General features: G+C 57.7%; 14 protein-coding genes and 1 pseudogene. 8 read left to right on the plus strand and 7 right to left on the minus strand.

Going from position 1 to position 13,722, the window contains the following annotated elements:
* Positions 1–115: 115 nt before the first annotated feature.
* On the minus strand, positions 116–1,834 hold the full coding sequence (aceK, locus tag Q7W83_RS19580; RefSeq protein ID WP_150653787.1) for a bifunctional isocitrate dehydrogenase kinase/phosphatase: 1,719 nt from the start codon (positions 1,832–1,834) through the stop codon (positions 116–118).
* Positions 1,835–2,109: 275 nt separating this feature from the next.
* Between aceK and Q7W83_RS19585 the strand changes: the two genes are divergently transcribed.
* From Q7W83_RS19585 to Q7W83_RS19605, 5 genes and pseudogenes are all read left to right on the plus strand, one after another.
* Complete coding sequence (locus Q7W83_RS19585; protein ID WP_473656577.1) at positions 2,110–2,358, plus strand: hypothetical protein; 249 nt, start codon at positions 2,110–2,112, stop codon at positions 2,356–2,358.
* A 20-nt stretch (positions 2,359–2,378) separates the two neighbouring features.
* Entirely contained in the window at positions 2,379–3,551 is a 1,173-nt protein-coding gene (locus Q7W83_RS19590) for a polymorphic toxin type 44 domain-containing protein (protein ID WP_473656579.1), read from the plus strand.
* A complete protein-coding gene (locus tag Q7W83_RS19595) occupies positions 3,532–3,951 on the plus strand; it encodes a hypothetical protein (RefSeq protein WP_150634645.1) in 420 nt (139 codons plus the stop codon). The genes Q7W83_RS19590 and Q7W83_RS19595 overlap by 20 nt, the downstream gene beginning before the upstream one ends.
* 174 nt (positions 3,952–4,125) lie before the next feature.
* Positions 4,126–5,043 carry a DMT family transporter gene (locus Q7W83_RS19600; RefSeq protein WP_150634644.1) on the plus strand — a complete coding sequence of 306 codons (918 nt, stop codon included), beginning with the start codon at positions 4,126–4,128 and terminating at the stop codon, positions 5,041–5,043.
* A gap of 44 nt (positions 5,044–5,087) precedes the next feature.
* Positions 5,088–5,260: pseudogene (locus tag Q7W83_RS19605) on the plus strand (LysR family transcriptional regulator); the annotation flags it as partial.
* Between the two features lie 157 nt (positions 5,261–5,417).
* Here Q7W83_RS19605 and Q7W83_RS19610 read toward each other — a convergent pair.
* The 3 genes from Q7W83_RS19610 to cysK all read right to left on the minus strand — a co-directional run bounded on the left by Q7W83_RS19610 (position 5,418) and on the right by cysK (position 8,892).
* Positions 5,418–6,281 (minus strand): DMT family transporter, encoded by an 864-nt coding sequence (locus Q7W83_RS19610; protein ID WP_150634643.1) that lies wholly within the window; start codon positions 6,279–6,281, stop codon positions 5,418–5,420.
* 472 nt (positions 6,282–6,753) lie between these two features.
* Positions 6,754–7,692: an aspartyl/asparaginyl beta-hydroxylase domain-containing protein gene (locus Q7W83_RS19615; protein ID WP_150634642.1), complete on the minus strand. Its 939-nt coding sequence runs from the start codon at positions 7,690–7,692 to the stop codon at positions 6,754–6,756.
* A 225-nt stretch (positions 7,693–7,917) separates the two neighbouring features.
* Complete coding sequence (gene cysK / locus Q7W83_RS19620; protein ID WP_473656583.1) at positions 7,918–8,892, minus strand: cysteine synthase A; 975 nt, start codon at positions 8,890–8,892, stop codon at positions 7,918–7,920.
* Positions 8,893–8,989: 97 nt separating this feature from the next.
* Here cysK and Q7W83_RS19625 point away from each other — a divergent pair, with 97 nt between their 5' ends.
* The gene (locus Q7W83_RS19625) at positions 8,990–10,096 is read left to right on the plus strand and encodes a DUF748 domain-containing protein (RefSeq protein ID WP_458377740.1); all 1,107 of its coding nucleotides are present in this window, start codon (positions 8,990–8,992) and stop codon (positions 10,094–10,096) included.
* On the opposite strand, the gene Q7W83_RS19630 is transcribed toward Q7W83_RS19625, so the two are convergent.
* Positions 10,093–10,596, minus strand: coding sequence for a DUF2442 domain-containing protein (locus Q7W83_RS19630; RefSeq protein ID WP_473656585.1), 504 nt, complete (start codon positions 10,594–10,596; stop codon positions 10,093–10,095). The two genes, Q7W83_RS19625 and Q7W83_RS19630, sit on opposite strands and share 4 nt — an antisense overlap.
* Positions 10,584–10,814, minus strand: coding sequence for a DUF4160 domain-containing protein (locus Q7W83_RS19635; protein WP_191623772.1), 231 nt, complete (start codon positions 10,812–10,814; stop codon positions 10,584–10,586). Before Q7W83_RS19635 ends, Q7W83_RS19630 begins: the two co-directional genes overlap by 13 nt.
* Positions 10,815–11,016: 202 nt before the next feature.
* Here Q7W83_RS19635 and Q7W83_RS19640 point away from each other — a divergent pair, with 202 nt between their 5' ends.
* Positions 11,017–11,862, plus strand: a complete 846-nt coding sequence (locus Q7W83_RS19640; protein ID WP_150636379.1) for an AAA family ATPase — start codon at positions 11,017–11,019, stop codon at positions 11,860–11,862.
* Positions 11,863–11,874: 12 nt separating this feature from the next.
* The gene (locus Q7W83_RS19645) at positions 11,875–13,053 is read left to right on the plus strand and encodes a vWA domain-containing protein (RefSeq protein ID WP_150634636.1); all 1,179 of its coding nucleotides are present in this window, start codon (positions 11,875–11,877) and stop codon (positions 13,051–13,053) included.
* 123 nt (positions 13,054–13,176) lie between these two features.
* Here the strand turns inward: Q7W83_RS19645 and Q7W83_RS19650 are convergent, their stop codons facing one another.
* Positions 13,177–13,719 carry a DUF2937 family protein gene (locus tag Q7W83_RS19650; protein WP_473656588.1) on the minus strand — a complete coding sequence of 181 codons (543 nt, stop codon included), beginning with the start codon at positions 13,717–13,719 and terminating at the stop codon, positions 13,177–13,179.
* Positions 13,720–13,722: the final 3 nt, after the last annotated feature.

Below are 13,722 nucleotides of genomic sequence, written 5' to 3' on the forward strand. Positions count from 1 at the left end.
TCGCGGGCAAGCCCGCTCCCACACGGGATCTGCGGCGCCCCCAGAATCGGCGGCACCGCGTTCAAAAGTGGGAGCGAGCCTGCTCGCGATTCGGCCGCGCAGCGGACGCAGAGAACTACTCGTTATCCAGGCCCTTGCGCCGATACGGGAACACGTCGATCACTTTGCCGCCACGAATCGCCTCTTGCAGGCTTTTCCAGTAATCGGCGTTGTACAGCTCGCCATGCAACTGATCGAACAACTTGCGCTGCCCGGCATCGGCGAACAGGAACGGCGGAAACTCCTCGGGGAACACATCCAGCGGCCCGATCGAATACCACGGCTCGGACGCCATCTCATCTTCCGGCGTGCGCGGTTGCGGGATGTGGCGGAAGTTGGCTTCGGTCAGAAAGCAGATCTCGTCGTAGTCATAAAACACCACGCGACCGTGCCGGGTGACGCCGAAGTTTTTCAGCAACATGTCGCCGGGGAAAATGTTCGCCGCCGCCAGTTGCTTGATCGCCAACCCGTAGTCTTCCAGCGCCTCGCGCACCTGATCGTCGTTGGCGTTTTCCAGGTACAGGTTCAGCGGCGTCATCCGCCGCTCGGTCCAGCAGTGGCGGATCAACACGGTGTCGCCCTCCACCGACACCGTGGACGCGGCTACCTCCAGCAATTCTTCCAGGCACGCCGGGTCGAACTTGCTGAGCGGGAAACGGAAATCGGCGAACTCCTGGGTATCGGCCATGCGCCCGACGCGGTCGACGCTTTTCACCAGCCGGTACTTCTCGATCACCGTTGCGCGGTCGACGTTTTTCGACGGCGAGAAACGGTCCTTGATGATTTTGAACACGGTGTTGAACCCCGGCAGGGTGAACACGCTCATGACCATGCCGCGCACGCCGGGGGCCATGATGAACTGGTCGTCAGTGTTGGCCAGGTGATTGATCAGCGCCCGGTAGAACTCGGATTTACCGTGCTTGTAGAAACCGATCGAGGTGTACAGCTCGGCGATGTGTTTACCCGGCAGGATCCGCCGCAGGAAACCGATGAACTCCGCCGGTACCGGCACATCGACCATGAAGTAGGAACGGGTGAACGAGAAGATGATCGACACGTCGGCTTCATCGGTGATCAACGCATCGATCTGAATCCCACGGCCCTCAAGGTGCAGCAGCGGAATCGCCAGCGGCCATTGCTCGTCGGTGGTGTAGATGCGCCCGACCAGATAAGCGCCCTTGTTGCGATAGAGCACCGAGGAAAACAGCTCGACGCTCAGTTCCGGGTCTTTGCACACCCAATCCGGCAGGTTCTCGCGCAGCTGCGCTTCGAGGCGGCGCAGATCGCCCGCCAGGTCGGCGTAATCCTCGCTGAAACGGTAGTCGGCAAAAATGCTCGCCAGCATGTCGGACAGCTTGCCCTGGGGCTTGTAGGTGCGGGTTTGCGCGGCACGGGCCCGGCGCAGGCTTGGCCGGGTGGTGTGGATGAACATGCAGCCATCGCTGATCAGGTCGTGGCTGAACAGCCCGCAGAAGATCGAGTTGTACCAGGTCTCGGACAGCTCATCGTCGAAACGCAAGTCGATCAGGCTGATGTAGGCGCTTTTGACCAGCGGCCAGCAACTGACATCCAGCGTGTCGGCGTCGAATGCGATGCGCAGCCGCTCGACCGTTTCGCTGACTTTCTCTTCGTAGAGGTTGATCCGCGCCGCCGAGGCGACTTGCGCCTCCTGCCACTTGGCCTGCTCGAAGCGCGCCCGGGCGCCGTCGGTGATCTGCCGGAAATGCTCGCGGTAATCGTCAAAGCCATCGAGGATCATTCGGGCGATGTCGGCGGCTGGCCATTGCTGCGGCATGGTGAGACCTCTGCGGGAATTCGGAAGGCCTGAGCTTAGCCAGTGAAGCGGGTAAAGGAGAAGGGGAATTTACTTGCGATGAGCTCCAGCGGCCAGACAAAACAGGAAAGTGGAGTACGTATTTTCGGAATAGCCCTACAGCCGACTATTGAACTCGCCGCTAGCGTGTACTTTTTTAAATAAAGTACTGACGCTTTTATCATGTGTGATTGCCCCCAATGCCGCCGCGCCCGTAGACCGACCCAGGACGAAATACGCGCCAGGAAGCGGACAGTTTGCGCTACGAACAAGCTCAGGCTCGCGATGAAGCCCGACGTAATGCAACACCTCAACCGGCACTCGCCAAGCCGGAAATTCGAGGCTGTGTATTCGCCAAATCCTGTGTGTTGCCAGAAGGCGTGACCAACCACAGCGACCCCAGCGGGTTCATTCCCGTGGAGTTACTGACGCAGCTGTACTCGGCAGCGGCTCGGCCAACGCAGCGCTGGCATGGATCGGTGGCTCCAGCAGCGCCACGGCCCTGACCGGACGCCTTGGCGGGACTTTGACAGCCGAGCCGGCGAATCTGGATATTCTCGCCCTTGTGCTCGTGTCAAACCTGACCTCAACCGACTGCGCGCTATATACCCTCGATCAATACACAACGCTCACGACCGCCAAGACCCGCGTGCGACTCCATGTCGAGCGACTCGCGGACGACTCGGTTCGCGCTTATGGCTTCTACACCGACAAAAACAAGGATTGGGAAAACGTGCCCGTCATTGCGGCGACCGCTGTGGGAGAACGCTTTGTCGTTGAATTAGGACAAGGCGTCAAGTTGACCTGGACACCCGCCACCGCAGCGCCCATGCCGATGGTGAAAGATACGCAGCCGTTGCCGCCGGTTTGGGTGTACCCGCCGACGGAAACTGCCAAAAAAATCCTCGGCAAGCCGGTCTTTCCGCCGGATTACCAAGACATGGTGATTTGGTTTCCGAACACCGAAATCCCGCCGTTCTACCTATCCTTTTGCATAGCACAATCCTGCCCTCATTCAGACATGATGGAAGAGTTGGCGGCTTACATTGCTGGGGAGATGAATCGCAATATAGATGATCCCGCTGTTTTGGAGATGAGACAGCTGATTGATTACGATCACAACTCGGCGGCGAAAGATTTTGCGCAGCTACCATGGCCTGCTCGTATGAACGGATCACCTGACTTCGCCGACATTGCAAAAGCTAAGAAAGTTGCAGCGGCAGCGATATGGACGCGAAAAGTTGGCCAGGATCAAGAATGGGATCACAAGCCAAAACTTCTAGCGATGTACGACGGAAACGTTTGGCACAAGCACGGTAAGTACGCGTACTACTACGATATTTGGTCGAACATTCATTATGGATATGTGGGCATGGCCGGTGGCCTTTCCGAAAGCGCTTTATTGGATGGTGCCGGGGCTGAGCAAATAATTTCAGATGCTAAAAGGAAGGTTTTAGAGGTAGCAAAAAAACCTAAGGAACAATGGGAACTGCCCGGCCCAAATCGGTCAGCAGATATGGATGGTCTAAGGGCCTGGGATGATGTTCCCGACCGAATATCAATCAGCATTGGCGTGAAGCTGTATCGCCAACATCCTGATGGAGGCGTGACCGCCAAAATAATCATGGACGAAGTGTTAGCAGTAACACCCGACGCGTGGGGAAAGGGAGTCAAAATACATGCATGTAAACAAACCTGAAGTCCGATACGGGCGCTGGATACTACTTATTCTCGTTATCCTTCCACCGGCATTTTTGTATCTAGCCTCTCCGGTCGTAGCGGTCAATTTTTCACCAAATGGTAAGGAAGAATTCCAATACGTTTGGAACACTAAGAACAGAATCCATAGAGGTGATATTAAGCATGGCGGTTCAGCGGTTGAGTTCGGCTACATATTCCCTGATGAAAATTTTTTTATGAGGTTCGATTGGTGGACTGACAAAGGTTTTCAGAGGTGCATCGATATCACGCCCAAATGGGGCATGACGATAGACGTCTATCTCGATCAAGCAGGTAGGATCGACATAGCTAAAACTGCCCCTGAGGTTATTGCTCGGCTAAAGCAATGCAAGGGTGAGACTGAACCTTTCAATCTTTAAGTTACGATCGCTACCAGACGAGAGTGAGATTTCGCGAAACATAATCAGCTTTCCAAACGGACGCTGACCAAAAATGCCCGAAATATCGACCTTGTGATTTCGATGCCCAGTTAGCGGTTGCGAACACCAGAGCTCTCGGCAACACTCTCGTCCCCATCAAGGAAGGAGAGCGTCGTGAGCCCTGTCGATATCGTTCGGTTACTGTCGCTGGCAGCCATCTGGGGCGCGAGTTTCCTGTTCATGCGCATCATTGCCCCGGTGATCGGCTCGATTCCCACGGCGTTTTTCCGCGTGTCGATTGCGGCGGTGGGGTTGCTGGTGATTCTCGGGTTGATGCGCATCAGCTGGGATTTCAAGGGCAAACTGAAAACCGTGATGCTGCTCGGGGTGATCAACTCCGGGATTCCCGCGACCCTCTATTCCGTGGCGGCCCAGGTGCTGCCCGCCGGTTACTCGGCCATCTTCAACGCCACCACGCCATTGATGGGCGTGTTGATCGGGGGCCTTTTCTTCAGTGAACGACTCACTGCCGCCAAGCTGGGCGGGGTGTTCCTCGGGTTGTTCGGCGTTGGCATCCTGACCCGTGCCGGCCCGGTGGCGTTCGACCTGCAATTGCTGATGGGCGCCCTCGCCTGCCTGCTCGCCACCACCTGTTATGGCTTCGCCGGGTTCCTCGCCCGCCGCTGGCTCGATCAGGCCGGGGGGCTCGACAGTCGTCTTTCGGCACTGGGCAGCATGCTCGGGGCGACCTTGTTCCTGCTGCCGCTGTTCGGCTACAGCGTGATCAGCCAGCCACCGGCGAGCTGGGGTGGCTGGAATGTGTGGCTGTCGTTGCTGGGGTTGGGGCTGGGCTGCACGGCATTTGCGTACATCGTTTACTTCCGCTTGCTCAGCTCGATCGGGCCTTTGAAATCGATGACAACGACGTTCCTGATTCCGCCGTTTGGCGTGTTGTGGGGAGCGTTGTTGCTGGATGAGCCGCTGTCGATGGCGCACGTTTATGGCGGGGTGTTGATTGCGGCGGCGTTGTGGTTGGTGTTGAAGACTTCGGTGGTGAAGAAGGTTAGACACAGCAATGCTGGCAACGCCTGACATTTGTTGTCAGGCTTGCCGCCGTCTTTTTCGCGAGCAGGGCCATGCCCCGAATTTCTGATGCCAACTTGATCCACAGTCGACTGCGTCTGCGCCAATTGCGGTTGATGCCGGCGTTGCAGAATTCGGCTCATGACGCCACGCCGCCGATCACATCGGCATGATCCAACCGACCGCGACCAAGATGCTGTACGAGGCCGAGGACTTGCTCGGCATCACGCCGGGCGTGATTAGCTGGCGGTGTTGCCGATCAAGTTGGAAGCGCGGTTGCCGCCGTATGGGTTGATTACGTTCCGTTTCTCCAAGTGACTCGCCGTAAGGGCGAAGGCAATAGCCGCCGTTACCAAAACGACGGATATGCCCCCGTCCCGTTTCTACGCTGTCTTACGAAACACAAACCCCAGACCGACAATAATCAGAACCATCCCAAGCATGCTCAACACCGCCAATTTGTTGCCGAAAAACAGATAGTCCATCACCGCTGTCACCGCCGGCACCAGGTAAAACAGACTGGTGACGTTCACCAAATTGCCCCGTGCGATCAGCCGATACAGCAACAACGTCGCCAGCACCGACACCACCAGCCCCATCCACAACACCGGCACGATAAAACCGCTGCTTTGCTCGAAGTGAAACGGCTGGAACGGCACGAAGATCCCGCACAGCAACAACCCCGCGAGGTACTGCACAGGCAATGTACCAAGAGGGTTTTCAGTGATGCGCTTCTGCATGATCGAACCGAACGTCATGCTCGCCAGCGCCAGCAAACCGAAGAGCATCCCCGCCAGCGACATACCGGCCAGACCGATGCCCTGATAGACCACCATGATCAAGCCGGCCAAACCCAACGTCAGACCAAACATCCGGCTGGCCGAGCGCTGCCGCTCCATGATCACCACCGTCAGGATGGGCTGCACGCCCATGATCGTGGCCATCACACCTGGCGTGACCTTCAAGTCCAGGGCCAGCAGATAGAAAATCTGATAAGCCCCCAGCAACACCACGCCTGTGGCCATCGCATACAGCATCGGCTTGCCGCCCTTGGGCAGTTTCAGCTTGAGCAAGGGCACCAGCAGCACCAACCCACACAGAGCGATGGCAAAGCGAATCAGCAGAAAAGCAAAGGGTGACGCGTGGGCCAGCCCCCATTTGGAGAAGATCGCCCCGCTGCTCCACAGCAGAACGAACAGGCTCGTGGACGCCGCCGCGAGCGCGGTTTTTTTCGAAAGGACAAACATGAAGACCACCTGTAGTCAGGCAAAAAGCCAACTCAGCCGAAGCTGAAATCCAGTAGTTTTTTCAGGCAGGCACGGGTCACAGCAAACAGAAGCTGATCAGCCCGAAACGCCAACGCCCGGCGGTGATACGACTGCGTACACCGGCGTGCTACGGACAGGTGGGGGGTAATGACTGATCTGCGCAGGCTGCTGATTCCCGCACGGCACGACGCCAGCGAGGACCGCTGAATCGACTACCGCGTTGATGAGGGAAGCTGGCATGGGCTGATCTTTTTGGGTGAGGTGGACGGTGAGTTGGAATTCACCGAGCGCCGACTATAACCAGCGGGCGACATAAATTGCAATGACTTGGACAACGACAGCCGCGACAGCCATTCAACGCGAAACCCCTGACGTGCCAGCCGGGCACTCCGGATGTTTACGGGCAAAAAAAACCGCCCTGAAAGAGCGGTTTTTTCATCTGAAAAACGAATCACCCAAACAACCAATACCCCAACAACGTCAACACCACCACCGCCAGCACCGGCCGCAGCACTCGGTAGGCTTTGGGATTGCGACGCTTCCACTGCTTGACCACGCCACTGACCTTGTCGCTGGAGTTTTTGCTCCAGGCATAGGCCCGGTTAATCCCGCCGACACGTTCGTCATCAAGGTTCTGCGGCGCCGTGGCGCGACCGAGCAGGCCGCTGATCCAGCGGTTGAGGCGGGTCATGACGCGGTTGCTCAATGGACGCTCAATGTCGCAGAACAGAATGACCCGTGTCTTCTCGGTTTCGTTCTTGACCCAGTGCACATAAGTTTCGTCGAACATCACGTCTTCGCCATCGCGCCAGGCGTAAACCTGACCGTCGACGAAGATGCGGCAGTCATCGGAATTCGGCGTCGACAACCCCAGGTGATAGCGCAGGGAACCGGCAAACGGATCACGGTGCGGGTTGAGATGACTGCCACCCGGCAGCAAGGCGAACATGGCGCCTTTGACGTTGGGGATGCTGCTGACCAGGGCCACGGTTTTAGGGCACAGCGCCTCGGCCGATGGCAGGGGTTTGTCGTACCACTTGAGGTAGAAACGCTTCCAGCCTTTCTTGAAGAATGAGCCAAAACCGGCATCGTTGTTCTTTTCGGCAGCGCGAATGTAGCCCTCATCGAACAGGTGCATGGCTTCGTCGCGGATGACTTCCCAATTGTCCTTGAGCACATCAAGTTCCGGGAACTTGCTGCGATCCAGATAGGGTTTGGACGGCACGCTGGAGAACAGGTACATCAAGGCGTTGTACGGTGCGAACAGAGCGGAATGGTTGACGAACTGACGCAGGACCGGCAAACGCGCCTTGCCGCGCAAGTGCACATAAAGAGTGCTGCCGAGGAACAGCAGCAACAGCGACGCCTTCGCGGCAAAGGAAAAGGTCATCTACAACTCCTTGAGAATTAGCAACTCTGCACGACGCCATTTACCCGACGTGGCAGCCGGCCATGATAAACACTACCGGCCTAGGGAAAAACCCGCTTTTCTCAACATTCACTGTTAAGGGATATGCAACAACGTACTTCTTAACATAGGGCACCTGAATGGGGGCTGACCTGGATCAGCCCCCCCCAATCGGGATCACCGTCGGAACATCACAGGTTTGATCGATTACTGCTGATTCTCCTGCTCGGTAAACAGATCACTGAACAGCATGCTCGACAGGTAGCGCTCACCGGAGTCCGGCAGAATCACCACGATCGTCTTGCCTTGCATCTCCGGTGTTTCGGCCAGGCGAACGGCCACGGCCATGGCAGCCCCACAAGAGATGCCGCACAAAATCCCTTCCTCCTGCATCAAGCGCAACGCCATCGCCTTCGATTCGTCATCGGTGACCAGCTCCACCCGGTCCACCATCGACAGATCGAGGTTTTTCGGCACAAACCCGGCGCCGATCCCCTGGATCTTGTGAGGGCTCGGTTTGATCTCGTCACCGGCCAGCGCTTGTGTGATCACCGGCGATACCACGGGCTCCACCGCCACCGAAAGAATCGGTTTGCCCTGGGTATTCTTGATATACCGCGAAACGCCGGTAATGGTTCCGCCTGTTCCGACGCCGGCCACCAGCACATCGACAGCACCGTCGGTGTCATTCCAGATTTCCGGACCGGTGGTTTTTTCGTGAATGGCCGGGTTGGCCGGGTTTTCGAATTGCGCCGGCATGAAGTAGAGGGACGGGTCGCTGGAAACTATTTCAGCGGCCTTTTCGATCGCGCCTTTCATGCCCTTGGCCGGCTCGGTCAGCACCAGTTCGGCGCCCAACGCCTTCAGCACTTTGCGCCGCTCGATACTCATGGACGCCGGCATGGTCAGCATCAACTTGTAGCCCCGCGCGGCGGCGACAAACGCCAGGCCAATGCCGGTATTGCCGGAGGTGGGTTCGACGATGGTCATGCCAGGCTTGAGTTTGCCGGTGCTTTCGGCGTCCCAGATCATGTTCGCGCCAATCCGGCACTTCACCGAGTAACCCGGGTTGCGTCCCTCGATCTTGGCCAGGATGGTCACACCACGCGGCGCAATGCGGTTGATCTGCACCAGCGGCGTATTACCGATGGAATGGGCGTTGTCAGCGAAAATACGGCTCATGGCTGGGTCCTTATGCAGCGTTGAATGAGCTCTCCACGGTATGCCTGTTGCCCGTAGCCGTCCAGTCAGGTCGAACGTCCGGTGACCACCGCAGTCAATGGCTTTACATCGCCGGAGATTTACCATCATGAAACGTCGATACAGCTGGCCCCTGTGGATCCTCGTCGGTCTCGTTGTACTGCTGATGGCCGTGCATATTGCCCTGCCCTATCTGGTGCGTGACTACTTGAACGACAAGCTCGCCGACATGGGCGACTACCGTGGCCAGATCACCGACGTGGACCTGGCCCTGTGGCGCGGCGCCTACAAAGTCAACGGGCTGAAAATCGTCAAGGTCGACGGCAAGGTCCCGGTGCCTTTCGTCAATGCGCCGCTGATCGATCTTGCTGTCAGTTGGCATTCGCTCTGGTACGACCATGCCGTCGTGGCCAAGGTGCAGTTCTTCAACCCTGAGGTGAATTTCGTCGACGGCGGCGCCAACAAGCAGAACTCGCAGACCGGTCAGGGCACCGACTGGCGCGCGCAATTGAGCAAACTGGCACCGATCACCCTGGACGAAGTACGTATCTTCGATGGCAAGATCAGCTTCAGAAATTTCAACTCCAAGCCTCCCGTGAACATGAACGCGACCCAGGTCAACGCCAGCATTTACAACCTGACCAACGTCGTCGACAAGGAAGGCAAGCGCGACGCACGCTTCGAGGGCAAAGCGCTGCTGCTGGGGCACGCCCCATTGGAAACCACCGCGACCTTCGATCCGCTGAGCAATTTCGAAGATTTCCAGTTCCGCCTGCGCGCCAGGGACATCGAACTCAAACGCATGAACGACTTCGCCTCCGCCTATGGCAAGTTCGATTTCAATGCCGGGCACGGTGATGTGGTGATTGAAGCACAAGCGAAAAAGGCCCAATTGACCGGCTACATCAAACCGCTGCTGAAGGATGTTGACGTTTTCAACTGGCAGCAGGACGTAGAAAACAAGGACAAAGGGCTGTTCCGGTCCATTTGGGAGGCCATAGTCGGCGGCTCGGAAACCGTGCTGAAAAACCAGGGCAAAAACCAGTTTGCGACGCGTGTGGAACTGAGCGGCAACGTTCATCGGCAAGATATCAGCGCGTTTCAGGCGTTTTTGCAGATTTTGCGTAATGGTTTTGTCCAGGCCTTCAATGCCCGGTATGAGCGGCCGAAGCCGGAGGCCGGTTAAGGTTTGCGCGTAACGGTATAGCGACCGGTTTCTTCAGCCGCCCGTGCCGAATTGGATTGCTGTTGCAGAAAATCCCAACCCAGGCAGGCCAAGGCCAGTGATCGCGGCACAGCTTCACGACCACTGCTGTAGCGCGTGATACTTCGAGCGCTCACCCCCAAAGCCTCGGCCGCCTGCTTGAGCGGCAATCCGGTACGCGCACGCCAGTCGATGAAGATCCGGGTGTTTTCATCCACTGCGTTTTGTGCGAGCGCATCCAGATAAACGGTATCTGCACCGATCTGGATATCCTGCTCAAGCCACTCGACGCTCCAGCCGTCATCGCCCAGGGTTGCACCATAGAAAGCTCGCGCCTCCAGCAACGGTTGCAGTCCCGGATAGGTACGCAGGTCATGGCTCAAATCAAGCGTGAGTTGCTGACCGTCGATAAATGTCATGGCCAATCGGTAATCCGGCAACGCCTGCACGGCGGACAACCGTGGTCGTTTCATGGATAACATCGTTTCCAGTCCTCCAGTAATTGCACCTGATGGGCCCTGACCCAATCCAGCGCTTCCTTGATAATCAGCGGCGGCGCCTTGCCGGCCATCACTTCAACGGTCTCAAGGCAGAGCATCACATCCAGTCCGCCACCGGCCAGGTGGACATGGGGCGGCGGGTGATCCTTCTCGCGTAACTGAATACGGTACGTATCGCGAAATCGATATTTAGTAGACATGCCCCGCAAGCTATCGCCAAAATGGCGATATCTCAATACTGGCCAGCCGCCGAAACCGAGTCAAGATGTGACGCCCCATTCAGAGACTGAATAAGCCGTCTGCGTTCACAGTCGACCGGGCAGCGCGTTATAGTCGGGCACTACAACTATTGCGCCCCGCCCTGCCCCGTCAGGTCGGCGTTTACCGTTCGAGGATTAGCAGATGAAGTTCGAAGGCACCCAGGCCTACGTCGCCACCGATGACCTGAAGCTGGCGGTCAACGCCGCTATCACCCTGGAGCGCCCGCTGCTGGTCAAGGGCGAGCCGGGCACCGGCAAGACCATGCTGGCCGAGCAACTGGCGGAATCCTTCGGCGCCAGGCTGATCACCTGGCACATCAAGTCCACGACCAAGGCGCATCAAGGCCTGTACGAGTACGACGCGGTCAGTCGCCTGCGCGATTCACAGCTGGGCACGGATAAGGTCCACGACGTTCGCAATTACCTGAAAAAGGGCAAGCTCTGGGAAGCGTTTGAATCCGATGAGCGGGTGATCCTGCTGATCGACGAAATCGACAAGGCCGACATCGAGTTCCCCAACGACCTGCTGCAAGAACTCGACAAGATGGAGTTCTACGTTTACGAGATCGACGAGACCATCAAGGCCAAGAAGCGCCCGATCATCATCATTACTTCCAACAACGAAAAAGAACTGCCGGACGCCTTCCTGCGCCGTTGTTTCTTCCACTACATCGCCTTCCCGGATCGCGTCACGATGCAACGGATCGTCGATGTGCACTACCCGGACATCAAGAAGGATCTGGTCAGCGAAGCGCTGGACGTGTTCTTCGACGTGCGCAAGGTACCGGGCCTGAAGAAAAAGCCATCGACCTCCGAACTGGTGGACTGGCTGAAACTGCTGATGGCCGACAACATCGGCGAGGCCGTACTGCGCGAACGCGATCCGACCAAAGCCATTCCGCCACTGGCCGGGGCCTTGGTGAAGAACGAACAGGACGTGCAACTGCTTGAGCGTCTGGCATTCATGAGCCGTCGCGGCACCCGCTAAGAGGCTGATGCCATGCTGCTCAACCTGTTCAATGAAATGCGTGCAGCCAAGGTGCCAGTCTCGGTGCGCGAGCTGCTGGACCTGATCAACGCGCTGAAACAGCGCGTGACCTTCGCCGACATGGACGAGTTCTACTACTTGTCCCGCACGATTCTGGTGAAGGACGAAAAGCATTTCGACAAGTTCGACCGGGCCTTCGGTGCTTACTTCAATGGCCTGGAAAAACTCGATGACCACCTTCAGGCCTTGATCCCTGAAGACTGGTTGCGCAAGGAATTCGAGCGCTCCCTCAGCGATGAAGAGCGGGCGCAGATCCAGTCCCTTGGCGGCCTGGACAAGCTGATTGAAGAATTCAAGAAACGCCTTGAAGAACAGAAAGAACGCCACGCCGGCGGCAACAAGTGGATCGGCACCGGCGGCACCAGCCCGTTCGGCTCCGGCGGCTTCAACCCGGAAGGCATTCGGGTCGGCGATGCCGGCAAGCGCCAGGGCAAAGCGGTCAAGGTCTGGGATCAGCGCGAGTACAAGAACCTCGACGATTCGGTGGAGCTGGGCACGCGCAACATCAAGGTCGCCTTGCGTCGGCTACGCAAATTCGCCCGTCAGGGTGCTGCGGAAGAACTCGACATCGATGGCACCATCGACCACACCGCCAAAGATGCCGGCCTGCTGAACATCCAGATGCGACCGGAGCGACGCAACACCGTCAAGTTGTTGCTACTGTTCGACATCGGCGGCTCGATGGATGCCCACGTGAAGATCTGCGAGGAGTTGTTCTCGGCCTGCAAGACCGAGTTCAAACACCTGGAGTACTTCTACTTCCACAACTTCATTTATGAGTCGGTGTGGAAGAACAACATGCGCCGCACCTCCGAGCGCACGTCGACCCAGGACCTGTTGCACAAGTACGGCGCCGACTACAAAGTGATCTTCATTGGTGACGCGGCGATGGCGCCTTATGAGATCACCCAGGCCGGTGGCAGCGTCGAGCACTGGAACGAAGAAGCCGGTTACGTGTGGATGCAGCGGTTCAAGGAAAAGTACAAGAAGCTCATCTGGATCAACCCGTATCCGAAAGATACGTGGAGCTATACATCGTCGACCAATATCGTGCGGGATTTGATTGATGATCAGATGTACCCGCTGACGTTGCGGGGGTTGGAGGAAGGGATGCGGTTTCTTTCCAAATAGAACATCGAACTTGTGGCGAGGGAGCTTGCTCCCGCTGGGTCGCACGGCGCCCCAAAAGCTTGGCGGCTGCTTCGCAGCCGAGCGGGAGCAAGCTCCCTCGCCACAGGGTTCGCATGGCCTCTCTTACAACCCGCGCAAATCCCGCTCTTCAATCGGCCGGCTCTGGCGCAGGCGTTTGCCGCCCAGCACCACCCAGTCGATCAGCCGGAACAGGCATTCAATCCCGAACGACAGCAGCAATGCGCTGCTCATGCCCCAGATCATCGCTTCCGGCGTCAGCAGGATCTGGTAGCTGTAACCGTTCCAGGTTTCCTTGCGGATATCCGGATCGGCGGCCAGTACAACCTGCAGGAATCGGATGTACCACGGGCCTTGCATGGCCTGGAACTGTTTATCGAGGGCCAACTGACGGGTGAGCAGATTGCTCAGGCTGTCGGCATCGCTGCGAAAGATCGGGTCTTCGCTGGCGCGGTAATGAGCGACCAGCGCCTGCATATCCCCCTTGAAAAATTGATTGGCGGTGCCCTGAAAACCGCTGAGGCCGGTCTGCGCCTCGATCAGGTGGGCTTCGACCCGCTTGGCGTAGTCGTTGATGAACCCCGGCACCTGGACACCGATCAACAGGCCCGCCGCGAACAACACCAGCCGTAGATAACTGAGCAACATGGG

This window comes from Pseudomonas sp. 300 (assembly GCF_055803035.1).